The organism is Kineosporia succinea (genome assembly GCF_030811555.1).
Lineage (GTDB): Bacteria > Actinomycetota > Actinomycetes > Actinomycetales > Kineosporiaceae > Kineosporia > Kineosporia succinea.
In genome coordinates this window covers 3,236,228-3,252,938 of record NZ_JAUSQZ010000001.1, presented here as the reverse complement: position 1 = coordinate 3,252,938, position 16,711 = coordinate 3,236,228, and the positions used below count along the sequence as shown (strand labels likewise).

Annotated in this window: 17 protein-coding genes; 1 reads left to right on the top strand and 16 read right to left on the bottom strand. The window is 71.3% G+C overall.

What is annotated here, in order from left to right; all coding sequences use genetic code 11:
- Position 1 precedes the first annotated feature (1 nt).
- The 14 genes from J2S57_RS14245 to J2S57_RS14180 all read right to left on the bottom strand — a co-directional run bounded on the left by J2S57_RS14245 (position 2) and on the right by J2S57_RS14180 (position 13,217).
- Entirely contained in the window at positions 2-292 is a 291-nt protein-coding gene (locus J2S57_RS14245) for a PLDc N-terminal domain-containing protein (protein ID WP_307242756.1), read from the bottom strand.
- 113 nt (positions 293-405) lie between these two features.
- Positions 406-1,407: a c-type cytochrome biogenesis protein CcsB gene (ccsB, locus tag J2S57_RS14240; protein WP_307242755.1), complete on the bottom strand. Its 1,002-nt coding sequence runs from the start codon at positions 1,405-1,407 to the stop codon at positions 406-408.
- Between the two features lies 1 nt (position 1,408).
- Positions 1,409-3,196, bottom strand: coding sequence for a cytochrome c biogenesis protein ResB (resB, locus tag J2S57_RS14235; RefSeq protein WP_307242753.1), 1,788 nt, complete (start codon positions 3,194-3,196; stop codon positions 1,409-1,411).
- A gap of 2 nt (positions 3,197-3,198) precedes the next feature.
- The gene (locus tag J2S57_RS14230) at positions 3,199-3,933 is read right to left on the bottom strand and encodes a cytochrome c biogenesis CcdA family protein (RefSeq protein WP_307242750.1); all 735 of its coding nucleotides are present in this window, start codon (positions 3,931-3,933) and stop codon (positions 3,199-3,201) included.
- Positions 3,930-4,496 carry a TlpA family protein disulfide reductase gene (locus J2S57_RS14225; RefSeq protein ID WP_307242748.1) on the bottom strand — a complete coding sequence of 189 codons (567 nt, stop codon included), beginning with the start codon at positions 4,494-4,496 and terminating at the stop codon, positions 3,930-3,932. Before J2S57_RS14225 ends, J2S57_RS14230 begins: the two co-directional genes overlap by 4 nt.
- A gap of 5 nt (positions 4,497-4,501) precedes the next feature.
- Positions 4,502-5,158, bottom strand: coding sequence for a histidine phosphatase family protein (locus J2S57_RS14220; protein WP_370882646.1), 657 nt, complete (start codon positions 5,156-5,158; stop codon positions 4,502-4,504).
- 110 nt (positions 5,159-5,268) lie between these two features.
- Positions 5,269-6,606 (bottom strand): glutamate-1-semialdehyde 2,1-aminomutase, encoded by a 1,338-nt coding sequence (gene hemL, locus J2S57_RS14215; RefSeq protein WP_307242744.1) that lies wholly within the window; start codon positions 6,604-6,606, stop codon positions 5,269-5,271.
- A gap of 59 nt (positions 6,607-6,665) precedes the next feature.
- The gene (locus tag J2S57_RS14210; protein ID WP_307242742.1) at positions 6,666-6,866 is read right to left on the bottom strand and encodes a hypothetical protein; all 201 of its coding nucleotides are present in this window, start codon (positions 6,864-6,866) and stop codon (positions 6,666-6,668) included.
- Between the two features lie 134 nt (positions 6,867-7,000).
- Positions 7,001-7,981, bottom strand: a complete 981-nt coding sequence (gene hemB, locus J2S57_RS14205; RefSeq protein WP_307242740.1) for a porphobilinogen synthase — start codon at positions 7,979-7,981, stop codon at positions 7,001-7,003.
- Positions 7,978-9,594, bottom strand: coding sequence for a bifunctional uroporphyrinogen-III C-methyltransferase/uroporphyrinogen-III synthase (locus J2S57_RS14200; protein ID WP_307242737.1), 1,617 nt, complete (start codon positions 9,592-9,594; stop codon positions 7,978-7,980). The genes hemB and J2S57_RS14200 overlap by 4 nt, the downstream gene beginning before the upstream one ends.
- Entirely contained in the window at positions 9,591-10,592 is a 1,002-nt protein-coding gene (gene hemC, locus J2S57_RS14195; RefSeq protein ID WP_370882645.1) for a hydroxymethylbilane synthase, read from the bottom strand. Before hemC ends, J2S57_RS14200 begins: the two co-directional genes overlap by 4 nt.
- A gap of 56 nt (positions 10,593-10,648) precedes the next feature.
- A complete protein-coding gene (locus J2S57_RS14190) occupies positions 10,649-12,013 on the bottom strand; it encodes a glutamyl-tRNA reductase (protein WP_307242732.1) in 1,365 nt (454 codons plus the stop codon).
- A complete protein-coding gene (locus J2S57_RS14185; protein ID WP_370882470.1) occupies positions 12,010-12,798 on the bottom strand; it encodes a redox-sensing transcriptional repressor Rex in 789 nt (262 codons plus the stop codon). Before J2S57_RS14185 ends, J2S57_RS14190 begins: the two co-directional genes overlap by 4 nt.
- 131 nt (positions 12,799-12,929) lie before the next feature.
- Entirely contained in the window at positions 12,930-13,217 is a 288-nt protein-coding gene (locus J2S57_RS14180; RefSeq protein WP_307242729.1) for a glutaredoxin family protein, read from the bottom strand.
- Positions 13,218-13,344: 127 nt separating this feature from the next.
- Here J2S57_RS14180 and J2S57_RS14175 point away from each other — a divergent pair, with 127 nt between their 5' ends.
- On the top strand, positions 13,345-14,253 hold the full coding sequence (locus J2S57_RS14175; RefSeq protein WP_307242727.1) for an HAD family hydrolase: 909 nt from the start codon (positions 13,345-13,347) through the stop codon (positions 14,251-14,253).
- Here the strand turns inward: J2S57_RS14175 and J2S57_RS14170 are convergent.
- Positions 14,229-15,386, bottom strand: coding sequence for a lysophospholipid acyltransferase family protein (locus J2S57_RS14170; protein ID WP_307242724.1), 1,158 nt, complete (start codon positions 15,384-15,386; stop codon positions 14,229-14,231). The two genes, J2S57_RS14175 and J2S57_RS14170, sit on opposite strands and share 25 nt — an antisense overlap.
- A 50-nt stretch (positions 15,387-15,436) precedes the next feature.
- Positions 15,437-16,504, bottom strand: a complete 1,068-nt coding sequence (locus J2S57_RS14165) for an NAD-dependent epimerase/dehydratase family protein (protein ID WP_307242721.1) — start codon at positions 16,502-16,504, stop codon at positions 15,437-15,439.
- Positions 16,505-16,711 lie beyond the last annotated feature (207 nt).

Sequence of the window (16,711 nt, the reverse complement as noted above, 5' to 3'; positions counted from 1 at the left end):
CTCACTTGTCCTTGTCGTCGGGACGCGGCTTGCGCACGTCGAGGTTGCGCAGGAAGTCGGGGTCGTCGTCGGGACCGGTCGAGCGCAGACGGCGCGGCGGCTGGTTGCCCGGCGACGACTGACGCCCGAACAGGATCCAGATCATCCCGCCCAGCAGCGGCAGGGCCACGATGAGCAGCAGCCACAGCGGCTTGGGCAGGGTGCGGATGTCGTCGTCACTGCTCTGCAGACAGTCGATGGCGGCGTAGACGGTGACACCGATTGCCGCGAGCACGAACAGAACTCTGGCCATTGACCAATGGTAGGTGGTCCTCCCGGGCCCCGCTCTCCTGGTGGTGACCGGGGCAAAAGCGAATGAGGGACGACGTGGTCACCACGTCGTCCCTCATCGGCTTTGCGGAGCTCCTAGCCCACGTCGGCGTACGAGTGCAGGCCGGAGAAGAAGATGTTCACGCCGAACCAGTTGAACATCAGGCAGAAGAACGCGACACAGGCCAGGTAGGCGGCCCGGCGCCCGTCCCAGCCGCGGGTGGCGCGGGCGTGCAGGTACGCGGCGTAGGCGACCCAGATGACGAAGCTCCAGATCTCCTTCGGGTCCCAGTTCCAGTAGCGGCCCCAGGCCTTCTCGGCCCAGATCGCCCCGGCCATCAGGGTGAAGGTCCACAGCGGGAACGCCACCGCGTAGAGCCGGTACGACGTGCGGTCGAGCACGCCGGAGGTGGGCAGCTTCTCCATGAAGGCGCCCCGCGCCGGGGGCCTGCCCGCGGCGGCCAGCGACTCCCGGCGGTCCTGCACGAGTTGCAGGACCGTGAGCGAGAAGCCGAGCACGAACAGCGCCGAGGCCACGAAGGCGACCGACACGTGAATGATCAGCCAGGTGCTCTGCAGGGCAGGCACCAGCTGGGCGGCGTCGGTGTAGAAGACCGCCACGGCCAGGCCGAGGGTGAGCAGCACCGGGCCGATCACGAAGGTACCCAGGAAGCGCAGGTCGACCTGCCAGAGCGCGAGCAGGTAGACCGCGGTCACCACGACCGAGCCACTGATCGAGAACTCGTACATGTTGCCCCACGGCACGCGCTCGACCGAGAGGCCGCGCAGCACGACGCCCGCCAGGTGCAGGGCCAGGGCCACCCACGAGACCATGACCGCGATGGCCACGGTCTGACGCCGCTCGGTCGGCTTGTCACCGGCCGCCAGCGAGGTGCGGGGCAGCTCGGTGCCCCCGGCCCCCGGACCGCTCACCACCACGCCGGCGCCGACCAGTTCCTCGTTGCTCCGGGCCGCGTTCATCACCCGGCCTCGTCCTGACAGGTCGATCGCGAAGGCGATCAGCGCGACCGCGTAGGCCGCCATCGCCGAATAGATCAGGTTGTTGCTCAGTTGCGCCAGGTTCTCGTTGACGCCCACGTCAGACTCCTTCGCCCGGCGCCGTGTCGCTGCTCGCCGGCCTCTCGCTCGTGTTGTCGCCCGCGGTACCGGGCCTCTCGGTGCTGGTCTGGGGGCCGGCTTCAGGGCTGCCGGCGGTCTCGTCGTTCTCGGCGGTCCCGGTGTCGTCCAGGACACCGGTCTCAGCCCTCGGGGGATCGACCCGGTCGGGTACCGCGGCCGTCAGCAGGCTACGCACCTCGTCCGCGAGTTGCGTGTCCTCGGTGCGCGACAGGCCGCCGATGCCCACCGTGGTGAGCCCCGCGTCCGACGTCGTGACCCGGAACCACACCCGCCGGCGACGCACGAACAGGGAGGCGGTCACGCCGAACAGCGCCATCAGGGCGAAGACGAGCACGTACATCTTCGTCGGGTCGTAGCGCACGTCGAGCGCGACGTACCGGGTGACGCCGTCGAGCGTCACCGTGCCGTTGCCTCCGGGCAGGGTGAGCGTGTCGCCGACGCCGATGGTCTGGGTGAACTGCTTGCCGTCGGCGTCCTTGACCTGTTCCAGCTTGCTCTGGTCGAGCACGTAGACCGACTGGCCCACCCCGTCGTCCAGGCCGAGGTCACCGGTGTACGCGTAGACCTGCATGCGGGGGTTGTTGTCGTCGGGGAAGACCGAGATCTCGGCTCCGGTGACCGGGTCGGTGCTCGCCGTCGGCAGGAAGATCGCGAACAGGCCGAGCTGCTCGGGCTTGGCGCCGGCCATCTTCACCACGCCGGTGGAGGTGTAGTTCGAGTCGGTGGACAGGAACGGCACCGCCCCCGACCAGACCTCGTTGCCCTCACCGTCGTGCACGGTGATCTCCGGGGCGTAGCCGTTGCCCACCAGGAACACCCGGGAGCCGTTCACGTCGAGCGGGTCGTTCACCCGGATGCTGCGCTCCTCGGCCTTCGCGCCCGGCTCGGGAACCACGTCGACCTTGGCCTCGAAGTCACGGGCCGCGCCGAACTGGTTGCCGTCGGCCTGGTCGTCGAAGTCGGCCGTGAAGCTCTTCAGCGTGAACGAGTAGGGCGTGAGGTCGTCGGACCCGACCGACCGGCCCCCCTCGAAGGTGTCGTACTGCGGCAGCGTGTTCGACCACTTCTCGCCGACCACGACCACGCTCTGGCCCGAGTAGCTGATGAACGAGCCGATCGCCATCGCCGCGAGCAGGCCGACGAGTGAGAGGTGGAAGAGGAGGTTGCCGGTCTCGCTGAGCATGCCGCGGTCGGCCGACAGGGTCTGCCCGTCGTGCGCGTGCACCCGGTAGCGCTTGCGGCGCAGGGCCTTGCGGGCCTGCGCGAGCACCTCGTCGGCCCCGGCGGTGGTGTGCGTGGTGGCGTGGACCGGCATCCGCTCCAGGCGGCGCGGGGCCTTGGGCGGTTTCGCCCGCAGCGCCTTGAACTGCTGCCGGGTGCGCGGGACCACACAGCCGATCAGCGAGATGAACAGCAGCAGGTAGATCGCGCTGAACCAGGGCGAGCCGTAGACGTCGAACCCGTCGAGCCGGCGCACCCAGGGCGTCAGATCGGGGTGGTCTTCCACGAACGCGCTGACCTTGGACGGGTCGATGCGGGTCTGCGGGATGAGCGAACCCGGCACCGCGGCCAGGGCCAGCAGCATGAGCAGGATCAGGGCGGTGCGCATGCTGGTGAGCTGACGCCACATCCAGCGCAGCCAGCCGATGAACCCGAGCCGGGGCTGGGCCACGGGCTGCTTCTCGGAGAGCCGGGGCATCTTGCCCTTCTGGCCCGGCCTCAGCTCGATCTCGTCGTCGACACTCATGGTCAGACCGCCAACTGGAAGCCGGTGATGAAGCCCTGGCTGCCGGCGATCAGGTGCCCCCACAGACCGGACACGAGCATCACGCCGATCAGCACCAGCATGGCCCCGCCGAAGCGGTTGATGGCCACCCGGTGCCGGCGCAGCACACCGAAGGCCGTGGTGGCCCGGCGGTAGGCCAGCGCGGCGAGCAGGAACGGCAGGCCCAGGCCGATGCAGTAGGCGAAAGCCAGCAGCCCGCCTCGCTTCGCGTCGCCGAAACCGCTCGACATGGACACGATCGCGGTGAGCGTGGGGCCGATGCACGGGGTCCAGCCGAGGCCGAACACCACGCCCAGCAGCGGGGCGCCGATCAGGCCGGCGGTGGGCCGGAAACTGAGCCGCCTCTCCGTGGCCAGGCCGGGCAGGAACCCGGCGAAGACCAGGCCGAGCACGATCGTGACGCCGCCCAGCACCCGGGTGATCACGTCGTTGTACTCCAGCAGCGAGCGCCCGACCGCTCCCGCCACCCAGCCCATGGTCACGAAGACCGCGGTGAAGCCGGCGATGAACAGGAGCACGCCGAGCACCATCCGGCTGCGGCGCTGCTGTTCCAGGTCCTCCCCGGTGAGGCCGGTGACGTAGCCCAGGTAGCCGGGCACCAGCGGCAGCACGCAGGGGGAGGCGAAGGAGACCAGTCCCGCGAGGATCGCGATCGGGACGGCCAGCAGCAGAGGCCCGTTCAGCACCGTGCCGGTCATGCGGCGCTGTCCCCCTCGATGTCCTCGACCATGTCCATCAGCGTCACCTTGGTGACGATGCCGACGTAGCGGCCGGCGATCCGGCCCTGCGAGTCGAGGATCAGGGTGACGGGGATCGACTGCGAGGTCACGGCCCCGTTGAGGTTCAGCAGCAGATCACCCTCGTCGTAGAGACTCGGGTAGGTGATGCCGAACTCCTTCTCGTGGTTCTTGGCGCCGGTCTTCGTGTCCCGGAACGCCATCCCGACGAAGTTCGTGGTGTCTTTCAGCTCGTTGTAGGCCTCTTCGAGCGCCGGGGCCTCGGTGCGGCACGGACCGCACCACGAGCCCCAGACGTTCATGACGAGCGGTTTGCCGCGCAGCGTGGCGATGTTCAGCTGCTCACCGTCGACCGTGGTGCCCGACATCTCGATCGGTGACTTGCGGTCGGAGGCCGGGATGACCTGGACGGCGCCGCCGTCCACGGCCTCACCGCCCGACGAGGACGAGCCGGAGCAACCGGTCAGCGCCAGTAGAGCAGTGGCGCCGACCGCGAGGATCCAGCGCCGTCCGGGTGATGACATGACCGTCAGGCTCCCGCAATTTTCTGTGCACCGGGCAGCAGGTCCCGGGAGGGCTCGGTGTAGGCCACCGAGACGACCTTGTCGTCGTGGTAGGTGATCGAGGTGACCGAGGCCAGCGAGCACTCACGCTTGCGCGGATCGTGCCACAGGCGGCGGTTCTCGACCTTGAGCCGGGCCATCCAGACCGGCAGCTGGTGACTCACCAGCACCGCCTCGTGGCCCACGGCCTTGTCGCGGGCGTCGGCGGCGCCGGCCAGCATGCGCGCGGCGACCTGCTCGTAGGGCTCGCCCCAGCTCGGCCGGAACGGGTTGCGCAGGTGCCACCAGTGCTGCGGGTGCCGCAGCGAGCCGTCGCCCACGCCGAAGGTCAGGCCCTGGAAGACGCTGGTGCCCTCGGTGATCCGCGGGTCGGTGCCGACCTCGAGGTCGTGCGCGGCGGCGACCGGCAGGGCGGTCTGCTGGGCGCGCTCCATCGGCGAGGCGACGACCAGCACCACGTCGCGGGTGGAGAAGAACCCGGCGGCCCGCTCGGCCATCCGCTGCCCCAGGTCGGACAGGTGGAACCCGGGCAGGCGGCCGTAGAAGATGCCCTGCGGGTTGTAGACCTCACCGTGGCGCAGCAGGTGCACGGTGGTGCGGTGGTTCGCCTCGTCACCGGCCACCGGGGCCGCGCTCACCGGCGGCAGGTGGTGGGGCGCGGGCGGGACGTCGGGGTGGATCAGCTCGTCGTTGGTGAGCGGCGCGGCGCTCTCACCGCTGGGCGGGTTCTCGGTCACCGGGTCATACTCCCAGCCTCGGCGGCGGCCTTCGCGGCCTTCGGAAGAGCCGCCACGACCTGGTCCAGAACGGCGTCGTCGTGGGCGGCGGACAGGAACCAGGCCTCGAAGGCGCTCGGCGGCAGGTAGACGCCCTGGCTCAGCATCGAGTGGAAGAACGCGGCGAAGGCGGGCAGGTCCTGCTGCCTGGCCTCGTCGTAGGTGCTCACCGAGTCCAGCGAGGTGAAGAACACGCTGAACATCGAGCCGGCGAACTGGATGGCGTGCGGCACGCCCTCGGCGTTCAGCGCCTCGTGGGCGGCGCCGGCGAGCTTCGCCGAGGCGGCCTTCAGGTGCGCGTACACGTCGTCGGTGCAGTTCTTCAGCGTGGCCAGACCGGCCGCGGTGGCCACCGGGTTACCCGACAGCGTGCCCGCCTGGTAGACCGGGCCGGACGGGGCCAGGTGGGCCATCACGTCGGCGCGCCCGCCGAACGCCGCGGCCGGGAAGCCACCGCCCATGACCTTGCCGAAGGTGAGCAGGTCGGGGGCGCTGATGTCGGAATGCCCGTTCCAGCCCGCCTTCGACACCCGGAAACCGGTCATCACCTCGTCGGAGACGAGCAGCGCACCGTGGAGGCGGGTGAGGTCGCGCAGGGCGGTCTCGAACTCGCGGGTCGGCGGGACGACGCCCATGTTGCCGGCGGCGGCCTCGGTGATGACGGCGGCGATCTCGTGGCCGTCGGCCTCGAAGATCCTGGTGAGGGCGTCGACGTCGTTGTACGGGAGGACGATCGTGTCGGCGGCCGCCGCACCCGTCACTCCCGGGGTGTCGGGTAGGGCGAACGTGGCCAGCCCGGAGCCGGCCGCGGCCAGCAGGCTGTCGACGTGGCCGTGGTAGCAGCCGGCGAACTTGACGATCTTGCTGCGGCCGGTGAAGCCGCGGGCCAGGCGGATCGCGCTCATCGTGGCCTCGGTGCCGCTGGAGACCAGGCGCACCTGCTCGACCGGCGCGACCCGGGACACGATCTCCTCGGCGAGGGCGACCTCGCCCTCGGTCGGCGTGCCGAAGGAGAACCCGTTCGCAGCAGCGGAACGCACCGCGTCCACCACCGCCGGATGCTGGTGCCCCAGGATCATCGGGCCCCAGGAGCAGACCAGGTCGACGTAGCGCCGACCGTCTGCGTCGAAGAGATACGGCCCCTCGCCCCGGACCATGAAGCGCGGTGTGCCCCCGACGGCGCGGAAGGCGCGCACCGGGGAGTTGACACCACCGGGCGTCACGGCGGAGGCGCGATCGAAGAGCGCCTGCGAGGCGGGAGCGTCGGCCGGGTAGACCCCACTGACGTCTGTCACATGATGCAGTGTCCCAGCTCCGGCCCACGGTCCCGCACCTGGGGGGTCCGTCGGCCCGGCTACAGATACATGTCCACGCGCCCTGCGCCGATCGCCTGCACGGCCGCCATCTGCGCGGCCTGCGCCGCCGCCTGGGCGGCCTCGGCGGCCCGGAACGCCAGCATCCGGCCGTCGGCGCGCTGCTGGATGGCTGCCATGGCCACCAGGACGTCGGTCCCGCCGTTGCCGACGAAGCCGTAGTTGTTGCTCACCGATCCCACGCCCATCGCGTCCTCCTCGGTCTTGGGCCCCTGACAGGCCGGGTGACGGCCTGCGTGCGCCCCGTCGACCGTTCACGGACGCACTGAAGGGGCCGTCGGGGTGGTCCGACGACCCCTTCGAAGGGCGAGAACCGTTACGAACGCAGGGTTTGCGCCACTTCGGAGGCCCAGTAGGTGAGGATGATCGACGCCCCGGCCCGGCGGATGCTCAGGAGCGACTCGAGAATCGCCCGGTCCCGGTCGATCCACCCGTTGGCGGCGGCGCCCTCGATCATCGCGTACTCACCCGAGATCTGGTACGCCGCGATCGGGACGTCGAACCGGTCGGCCGCCCGGGCCACCACGTCGAGATAGCTCATCGCCGGCTTGACCATCACGATGTCGGCGCCCTCGGCGATGTCGAGCTCGATCTCGCGCAGGCCGTCCCGGCCGTTCGCCGGGTCCTGCTGGTAGGTGCGGCGGTCACCCTCGAGCGACGAGTCCACGGCCTCGCGGAACGGGCCGTAGAACGCGGACGCGTACTTCGCACCGTACGCCAGGATCGACACACTCTCCGCGAAACCGCTGGAGTCCAGCGCCTTCCGGATCACGGCGACCTGACCGTCCATCATTCCGCTCGGGCCCACCATGTGGGCGCCGGCCTGCGCCAGCGCCACCCCCATGTCGGCGTAGCGCTGCAGCGTGGCGTCGTTGTCGACGGAGCCGTCGGGACGCAGCACGCCGCAGTGGCCGTGGTCGGTGAACTCGTCGAGGCAGAGGTCGGCCATCACGACTAGGTCGTCACCGACCTCGGCGCGCACGTCGGCGACGGCGACGTTGAGGATGCCGTCCGGATCCGTGGCGCCCGAGCCCTCGGCGTCCTTCGCGGCCGGGATGCCGAACAGCATGATCCCGCCCAGCCCGAGCCCGGCGGCTTCCGACGCCGCCTTCCGCAGGGACTCGCGCGAGTGCTGGTACACCCCCGGCATCGAGCTGATCGGATGCGGTTCGGCCAGGCCCTCTTTCACGAACACCGGCAGCACCAGGTCGGACGGGTGCAGCCGGGTCTCCCCCACCAGGCGGCGCACCGCGGGGTTCACCCGCAGGCGACGCGGGCGGTGCGCCGGGAAGCTCACTTCGCGTTCCTCCTCGTGGAACCCTTGCGCTGACTCGGGCGCAGCACCGGCTCGCCCGCCTCGTCGGCACTCAGCCGCAGACCCGCACCGTACTCCGCGAGCGCGGCGACCAGGGCGTCGGCGCTCGGCTCGGCCGCCAGGACGTCGACGCGCAGGCCGTGCTCCTCGGCGGTTTTCGCGGTCTGCGGGCCGATGCAGGCGACCACGGTGGTGGCGTGCGGCTTGCCGGCGATGCCGACCAGGTTGCGCACCGTGGAGGACGACGTGAAGACGACCGCGTCGAAGTGGCCGCTCTTGATCGCCTCACGGGTCTCGGCGGGCGGCGGCGCGGCCCGCACGGTGCGGTAGGCGGTGACGTCGTCCACCTCCCAGCCGTTCTGCTCGAGCCCGGCGACCAGGGTGTCGGTGGCGATGTCGGCGCGCGGCAGGAAGACCCGGTTGATCGGGTCGAGCACCTCGTCGTAGGGCGGCCAGCACTCGAGAAGGCCGATCGCGGACTGGTTCTCGGCCGGCGTCAGGTCGGGCTCGATGCCCCAGTCGCGCAGCGCGGTAGCGGTGACGCCACCCACCGCGGCGACCTTGAGACCGGCGAACGCCCGGGCGTCCAGGCCGAACTCCTCGAACTTCTCCCGCACCGCGCGCACCGCGTTGACGCTGGTGAAGCCGATCCACTCGTAGCGGCCGGTGACGAGACCCTTGACCGCCTTCTCCATCTGGTGCGGGGTGCGCGGCGGCTCGACCGAGATGGTCGGCACCACCTGGGCGGTCGCGCCGTGGTCGGCCAGCTCCTTCACGATCCCGCCGGCCTGCTGCTTGGTGCGCGGCACGAGCACGCGCCAGCCGAACAGCGGCTTGGTCTCGAACCAGGAGGCCTTGTCGCGCAGCGCCGCGGCCTCACCGATCACGGCGGTCATCGGCTTGTCCATCTTGGCCGCGGCGAGCAGCGGCGGCAGCTCCCCGAGGGCGCAGGCGATGGACCGCTGGCGGGTGGTGGTGCCGTGCGTGGTGACGACCACCGGGGTGGTGGCCTTGCGCCCGGCCTCGAGCAGACCGTCCACCGCGCCCGAGATGTCTTCCTCCGCACCGAGAACCACCAGCGTGGTGCCCGCCGAGGCGTGCAGCTTCCAGTCGACGACCTCGCCGTGCGGGTACAGCACGTGCACGCTGCTGACGCCGGCCGGGGTGAGGGGCACACCGGCGTAGGCGGGAACGGCGGACGCGGCGGACACGCCGGGCACGACCTCGAAGGGCAGCGACTGCTTGCGGCAGGCCTGGATCTCCTCGGCCAGACCGGTGAAGGTGGCCGGGTCGCCGTCCATCAGGCGCACCACCCGGGCGCCCGTCCTCGCCGCCTGGACCACGACCTTGGCCCGGGCCGCGCGGGTCATGGGCTGGCCGTCCTCCCCGAACCCGGCGTCCACGATCTCGACGCCGGGCCGGCAGTACCGGCCGATGATCGCCTCGCGCGGGATCTGGTCGACCACGACGACGTCCGCGTCGCCGAGCCGTTCGACGGCGCGAAGGGTGAGCAGACCGTCGTCGCCGGGGCCCGCCCCGACGAAGGCCACATAACCGCCGGGGCCCGCCTTCTTGCTGGTGATGGTCGAGGTCACGAGTCACCTTCTCTTGCCACGACCTCGTCGGCCGCCGGCAGGGGGTCTGGTACAGGGATCAGGAGGGCGGCGCCGTCGTCGAGCATCTGCCCGGCGAGCGCACGGCCCAGGGTGGTGGCGTCCGGCTCGTCCGGCCGGGGATCGCCCAGCGGAGCCGTGGCGCTGCGGCGGATGCTCGTCACGCCGTCGATGGACCCGGCGAACGCGGTCAGCGTCAGCGTCTCGTCCTCGTACGTGGCCAGGGCGCCCACGGGGGCGGCGCACCCGGCCTCCAGCCGCGCCAGCAGGGCGCGCTCGGCGAGCACGCAGGCGCGGGTGATCCGGTCGTCGACCAGCCGCAGGGCGGCCAGCAGCGCGACCGACGACGGGCTGCACTCCACGGCGAGTGCGCCCTGCCCCGGAGCGGGAAGCATCTGCTCCGAGGTGAACACGTGGGTGGCCTCGGCGTGCCGGCCGATGCGGCGCAGGCCGGCCAGGGCCAGCACCACCGCGTCGACCTCGCCGGAGGTGACCTTGCCGATCCGGGTGTCGACGTTGCCGCGGATCCCGACGACCTCGATGTCCCGCCGCAGCGCCCGCATCTGGGCGGCGCGGCGCGGCGAACCGGTGCCGATCACCGAACCCGGCGGCAGCTCGTCGAAACCCAGGTCGTCCCGCCCGATCAGCACGTCGGCAGGGCACTCGCGGGGCGGGACACAGGCCAGCGTCAGCCCCTCGGGCCCGGCGTTGGGCAGGTCTTTCAGCGAGTGGACGGCGAAGTCGCAGTCACCGCGCAGCACGGCGTCGCGCAGCGCGGAGACGAACACGCCGGTGCCGCCGAGACTGGTCAGGGGTGTCCCCGCGGCCGCGCTGAGGTCTCCGGGAGTGACCACCTCGACCAGCTCGACCCGGAACTCGCGCCCGGGCGCCACCAGCCCCAGGGCCGTCACCAGCCGGTCGGCGAACCATTGCGACTGGGTGCGCGCGAGCTTGCTGCGGCGGGTGCCCAGCCTCAGCACGGTGGGAAGGTCGTCGAGCTCGGGAAGGAAGGTCCCGAACAGGTTGTCGAGGGTGGTCACGATGCTCCTCCGGTGTGGCCGAGCAGGGCGGAGAGATCGGTCATCGAGTCCTGCTCGAGAGTCACGGCGAGCTCCACCCCCGGTAGCTCACCGGCCTTGGTCTCCGGCGCCGGGCCGAGATTGAACAACAGCCGCAGGGCCTCGGCGTAGGTGTCTCCACCGGGCGCCGCGGCCAGTTCCTTCACCCGCACCGTGGGCTGGTGCAGAAGCTTCTCGACGACCCGGTGCACGGTCTGCTCCAGCTCGGCGAAGACGTCGGGGTCGAGCCCGTCGAGCCGGCCGGACAGCCGCCCCAGCTCGGACTCCATCACCGAGCGGGCCATCGCCCGCAGCGCCACGACGGTCGGGGCGACCTCCTTGGCGCGCTGGTCGGCGAGGTAGGTGGCCACCTCGTCCTCGACCATGGCGCGGGCCTCGGCGAGATCCTCGGCCAGGCCCTCGGCGGTCAGGATCTGCCCGAGGTGCTCCAGGTCGAAAACCCGTGCGATCTCGGCAATCCCGGGCTCGACGTCGCGGGGCAGGGCCAGGTCGATGTAGACCTGCGGACGCCCGCCGCGGGCGGTGAGGGCCAGCTCGGCGGCCTCGCGGCGCACCAGGTAGCCGGTGGCGCCGGCGCAGGCGATCACCAGGTCGGCGTCGGCCAGGGCGCTCTGCAGGTGCTCGAGCGGGACGGGCGTGCCGTCGACCGACTCGGCCAGGCGCTGGGCCCGGGCCAGGGTGCGGCTGCACACCGCGATCGAGCCGACCCGGGCCCGGTGCGCGGAGGCGACCGACAGGCCGCTCATCGCCCCGGCGCCGAGCACCAGCACGTTCAGGTCGGACAGCGGGCCCAGTTCGTCGGCGGCGCGGCGCAGCCCGGCGTCGACCAGGCTCGGCGCGGCCTTGTCGAGCAACGTCTCGGAGTGCACGCGCTTGCCCACGCGCAGGGCGTTCTGCACCAGGTGGCCGATGGTGCGCCCGGCGCTGCCGGTGGCCTGGGCGCTGCGCAGGGCGACCCGTACCTGGCCGAGGATCTGCTGCTCACCCACCGCCATCGAGTCCAGACCGCAGGTGACCTGGAAAAGGTGTGCCACAGCGGCGTTCTCGTAGTGCACGTAGAGGTGCTCGGTGAGCTCGTCGAGCGGGACCCCGGTGGCGGCGGCCAGCCCGGCGCCGATCTCCCCGATGCCGCCGTGGAACTTGCTGACCTCGGCGTAGACCTCGAGCCGGTTGCAGGTGACCAGCGCGATCGCCTCGGCGACGTGGTCGCCCCGGCACAGGCCGGCCACCAGTTCGCCGGCACCGTCGGCGGTGAGGGTGGTGCGTTCCAGCAACCCGATCGGAGCGGTGCGGTGCGACAGCCCGACGATCATGATGCTCATCCGGCTGCCTCGGCTCTCGACTTCGTCAGGGTTGCGGGGGGAACGGGGCGGGCAGCGTTGAGCGCCGCGTTCAGGTCTTGCGGTTCGGTGGGCATCTCGCCGGCCAGGCGGTTCGCGGCGCGGCGCTGCTCGTGGAAGGCGAGGATCTGGAGCTCGGTGGCCAGGTCGACGCGGCGCACCATCACCCCGTCGGGCACGGTGAGCACGCAGGGCGCAAAGTTCAGCACCCCGGTCACCCCGGCGGTGACGAGACGGTCACAGATCTCCTGGGCGGCCGGACCGGGCGTGGCGACCACACCGATCTGGATGCCGAGGGAGGACACGGTCTCGTCGAGGGAATCCAGGGAGGAGACGGTGAGACCGGCCACAGTTTCACCGATCACGCGGGGATCGGCGTCGACCAGAGCGGCGACCGTGAATCCCCGGGAGGTGAATCCGCCGTAGTTGGCGAGAGCGTGACCGAGATTACCGATTCCGACGATCACGACCTTCCAGTCCTGCGTCAGACCCAGTTCACGTGAAATTTGGTAAATCAGGTACTGGACCTCGTACCCGACGCCCCGGGTTCCGTAGGAACCGAGGTGGGAAAGGTCTTTGCGCAGCTTTGCCGAACCGACACCGGCGGCCGAGGCGAGTTCCTCGGAGGACACCGTCGCCACACCTCGCTCGGCGAGTGCGGTGAGGGCCTGGAGGTAGAACGGAAGCCGGGAGACCGTTGCCTCGGGTATTCCGTCGCGGGTGGTCCGGTCTCTACGGACGAGCCGCGCGGGGCGTGGTCGGGTCACAGTCGGCCGGCTCCTTCGATGGCTTTGGTACCCCTGATGAGGGACGACTGGCGCCTTGTGACATGCGCAGTCATGCCGGTGTGTCGTTACCCAGCCTAAGCGCTTGTGAACGGATGCACAAAGTCGTGAACTCATCGAGCACGACGGGAGAAGAGGCCCCTACGCCGGGTGAGGGCACTTCGCAGCCGGTCTTCGTCGACCCGCCAGAAGTCGTGCTGCGCACCGTCGACCAGGACCACCGGGATCTGCTCCCAGTACTTCTCGGCAAGTTCCGGATCGTCCAGAATGGATAGTTCATTCCATCCTGTCCCGGTTTCGTCCGAGACCTTTTTCACTACCACCCGGGCGTCGTCACACAAATGGCACCCGGGTTTGCCGATCAGGGTGATTCGCGGCGCATCGCCGGTAACGTCTGGCACGCCGTCCACATTACGTGCCCGGACAACCGCGTAACCGGCTCGTGACCTCGCGCAATTCACGTCTGTTCACGCCTGCGTGGCGTTGCCGGGCCTGTACCCGGGCCGGTGCACGCGTAGACTCCCCGCCATGTCGGACGCCGAGATCCGGATGGTGGAGAGCCACTTCACGCCGGCTCGCCCGGGCGACCCGACCGCGGCCGCCTTCTTCGACGTGGACAACACCATCGTCCGCGGGGCATCGATCTTCCATCTGGCCAAGGGTCTCTATCACCGCGGTTTCCTCACCCCCCGGGACATCGTGCGGTTCGCCCTGCAGCAGGCCCGGTTCCTGGCGCTGGGTGAGCATCCGCACGCGCTGGCCGAGGTGCAGACCCGCGCGCTGGCCTTCATCGCCGGGCGGTCGGTGGCCGAGATGCGCACGATCGGTGAAGAGGTCTTCGAGGACATTCTCACCAACAAGATCTGGCCGGGAACCCTCGCGCTGGCCCGTATGCACGAAGACGCAGGGCAGCGGGTCTGGCTGGTCACGGCCACCCCGATCGAGATCGCCGAGGTGATCGCCCAGCGTCTGGCCCTGACCGGCGCGCTCGGCACCGTGCCCGAGCACGTCGACGGCCGTTACACCGGCCAGCTCGTCGGGGCACCGATGCACGGTGAGGCCAAGGCCGACGCGGTGGCCGCCCTGGCCCGGCGCGAGGGCCTGGCCCTGCGGCGCTGCGCGGCCTACAGCGACTCCTCGAACGACATCCCGCTGCTCTCGCTGGTCGGCCACCCGGTCGCGATCAACCCCGACTCCCGGCTGCGGGCCCACGCCCGGGCCAACGGCTGGCAGGTGCACGACTACCGCACCACCCGCCGGGTCGCGAAGATCGGGCTGCCCGCCGCCGGGGCCGGGGTGCTGGCCGGGTTCGCGGCCGGGGCCCTGGCGGCCAACCGCCGGCAGGAGACGCCGCCGGTGTCGGGCTGGAAGAAGCCGGTTTCCGAGGTCACCGGCCGGCAGCCGGCGCCCGCTCAGAAGAAGACCGACCGCCGCTGAACCAGCAGTGAGTACAGGGTCTGCTGGATGGTCTGCCGCACCCGGTCGGTGAGGTCGAACACCTGGATCGGGTCCTCGGCCGCGGCTGCGCCCAGGTCGTGCGTCGGCACCGGCGCGCCGAACTCGATCAGCCACTTGCTCGGCAGCGGCACCGCGCCGAGCGGGCCGAGCAGCGGGAAGAACGGCGTCACGGGCAGATACGGCAGGCCCAGCAGCCGGGCCAGAGCGGGCACCTGGGCGATGATCGGGTAGATCTCCTCGGCGCCGACGATCGAGCACGGCACGATCGGCACCCCGGTGCGCAGGGCCGCCGACACGAACCCGCCGCGTCCGAACCGCTGCAGCTTGTAGCGCTCCGAGAAGGGTTTGCCGATGCCCTTGTAGCCCTCCGGCCAGACCCCCACCAGCTCACCCGACGAGAGCAGGCGCTCGGCGTCGGGATTCGCGGCCAGCGTGGCTCCGGCCCGGCGCGCCAGCGTGGAGAGCACCGGCGTCTGGAACACCAGGTCTCCGCCGAGGATGCGCAGGAAACGCTCGGTCTCCTCCCGCACCGCGACCCCGGTCATCAGCGCGTCCATCGGGACCGCCCCGGAGTGGTTGGCCACGATCAGGGCGCCCCCGTCGGCCGGGATGTTCTCGGCGCCGCGCACCTCCACCCGGAACCAGTGCTTGTACAGCGGGCGCAGCAGGTTGAGCGGCAGCGCGTCGGCGAACTGCGGGTCGAAGCCGAACTCGTCCATCTCGTACTCGCCGGCCAGGCGGGTGCGCAGGAACTCGATCAGGTCGAGCAGCCGGTCGGGGCTGTCGGGGGCCTCCGCGGGCGCTCCGGGCTCCGCGGCACCGACCGTTCCGGCGGTCGCCGGGTCGGGTTCGTCGCCCGGCTCGGTGATCGCGGTGAGCACGGCCTGCCCGATCTGCCCGGCGATCGAGAACACCATCGAGGCCGCGCTCGCGCTCGGCACCACGCCCGGGCGGGCGATCTCGGCGTCGGGCACGGCCGGCGGTGGTTCGGTGGGCTCGGCGAGCATCGGGCTCAGCCCGCGGCGGTTGCGTTCGGCGGCGGCGCGTTCGGCCCCGCCGCGCACCTGGCGGGCGGCGAGGTCGTCGGGGCCGGCTTTCGCGGGGGCCGTCACCTGGGGCGCGCCGGTTCTACGGACGCGCGGACTCACGTCCCGTTCCCCGCTCACGAACGTCCCACCCGGGGACCGCTGCGGTCCGGGGCGGCTGGGCGCCCGCCGGGGCGGATCCACTGCACCACCTGGCGCTCGACCGCGTTCACCACCTCGGGCGAGAGCGGGCCGCGCAGGCCGCGGGTGCGGACGAAGTCCTTGAACGCGGCCCGGGTGCTGTAGACGGGCTCGAGGCCGAGCCGTTCGCGCATGCGCGTGGTGTCGAGGCAGCGGCCGTAGCGCAGGTATCGCAACTGGTCGGCGCTGAAGTCGGCCAGACCGCCGCGGTGGTGGAGGGTGCCCATGAGCCCGGCCAGGCGCGGCGGGACGCCCACCGTCGGACGGCCCGCGAACCGCGCCGCCTGCCCCAGGCTGATCACGCCGTCACCGGCCACGTTGATCACTCCCTCGGCCTCGCCCAGCGTGGCCAGGCGGATCGCCGCGAGCGCGTCGTCCTCGTGCAGGAACTGCAGCCGGGGGTCGAACCCGAGCACCCCCGGGATCACCGGCAGCGAGAAGTAGTCGGTCAGCGGGGTGCGGATGCCCGGGCCGAGGATGTTCGCGAGCCGCAGCGTCACCACCGAGACCTCGGGGCGACGGCGGCTGAAACCGCGCACGTACTCCTCGACCTCGGCCGAGTCCTTGCCCCAGCCGCTGCGCGGGAGGTGCTTGCCCACGGTCGTCTCGGTGAACATCGCCGGGTCGCGCGGGCTGCTGCCGTAGACGGCGGACGTCGACTTCACCACCAGCCGCCGCAGCCGCGGCGCCCGCTGGCAGGCGGCCAGCAGCTGCATCGAGCCGATGACGTTGATCTCCTTCTGGGCCGTGCGGCCCCCGGCCGAGACCGGCGTGGCGATCACACTCATGTGCACGACCGTGTCGACGCCGGTCTGCTCGATGATCCGGCCGACCATCGAGTTCCGGATGTCCGCCCGCACGAACTCGGCCCGGCCGATGTCGTGAGGGGGCGCGATCACGTCGACGCCGATCACCCGGTCCACCCCGGGCTGCTCGGCCAGAAGACGGGCGAATCGGCCTCCGAGATAACGAGACACCCCGGCCACCAGCACCGACCTGCCCATCAGACCTCCCGCCCCGTACTCGGTGAACCCGCCGTTGACGAACCCGTGCCCGGTGAACCGTCCTGATGCCTCGGGCCTCACCGGCGCTGATGACCGGCGCCCGCCGAGCCGCGACCACGATCAGGAGAGCCGCGCCTCCCCCGGCCGCCGGTCCATCATCGGCCGCCGCCGGGCGCCCCGCCTCGCGACGCGCAGGCCTCACCGGTT

What these genes read in the sequence shown, in the direction of transcription:
- J2S57_RS14245 (WP_307242756.1), bottom strand. Translation starts at nt 292, where the DNA reads ATGGCCAGAGTTCTGTTCGTGCTCGCGGCAATCGGTGTCACCGTCTAC.
- resB (WP_307242753.1), bottom strand. Translation starts at nt 3,196, where the DNA reads ATGAGTGTCGACGACGAGATCGAGCTGAGGCCGGGCCAGAAGGGCAAG.
- J2S57_RS14230 (WP_307242750.1), bottom strand. Translation starts at nt 3,933, where the DNA reads ATGACCGGCACGGTGCTGAACGGGCCTCTGCTGCTGGCCGTCCCGATC.
- J2S57_RS14225 (WP_307242748.1), bottom strand. Translation starts at nt 4,496, where the DNA reads ATGTCATCACCCGGACGGCGCTGGATCCTCGCGGTCGGCGCCACTGCT.
- J2S57_RS14190 (WP_307242732.1), bottom strand. Translation starts at nt 12,013, where the DNA reads ATGAGCATCATGATCGTCGGGCTGTCGCACCGCACCGCTCCGATCGGG.
- J2S57_RS14175 (WP_307242727.1), top strand. Translation starts at nt 13,345, where the DNA reads ATGTCGGACGCCGAGATCCGGATGGTGGAGAGCCACTTCACGCCGGCT.
- J2S57_RS14165 (WP_307242721.1), bottom strand. Translation starts at nt 16,504, where the DNA reads ATGGGCAGGTCGGTGCTGGTGGCCGGGGTGTCTCGTTATCTCGGAGGC.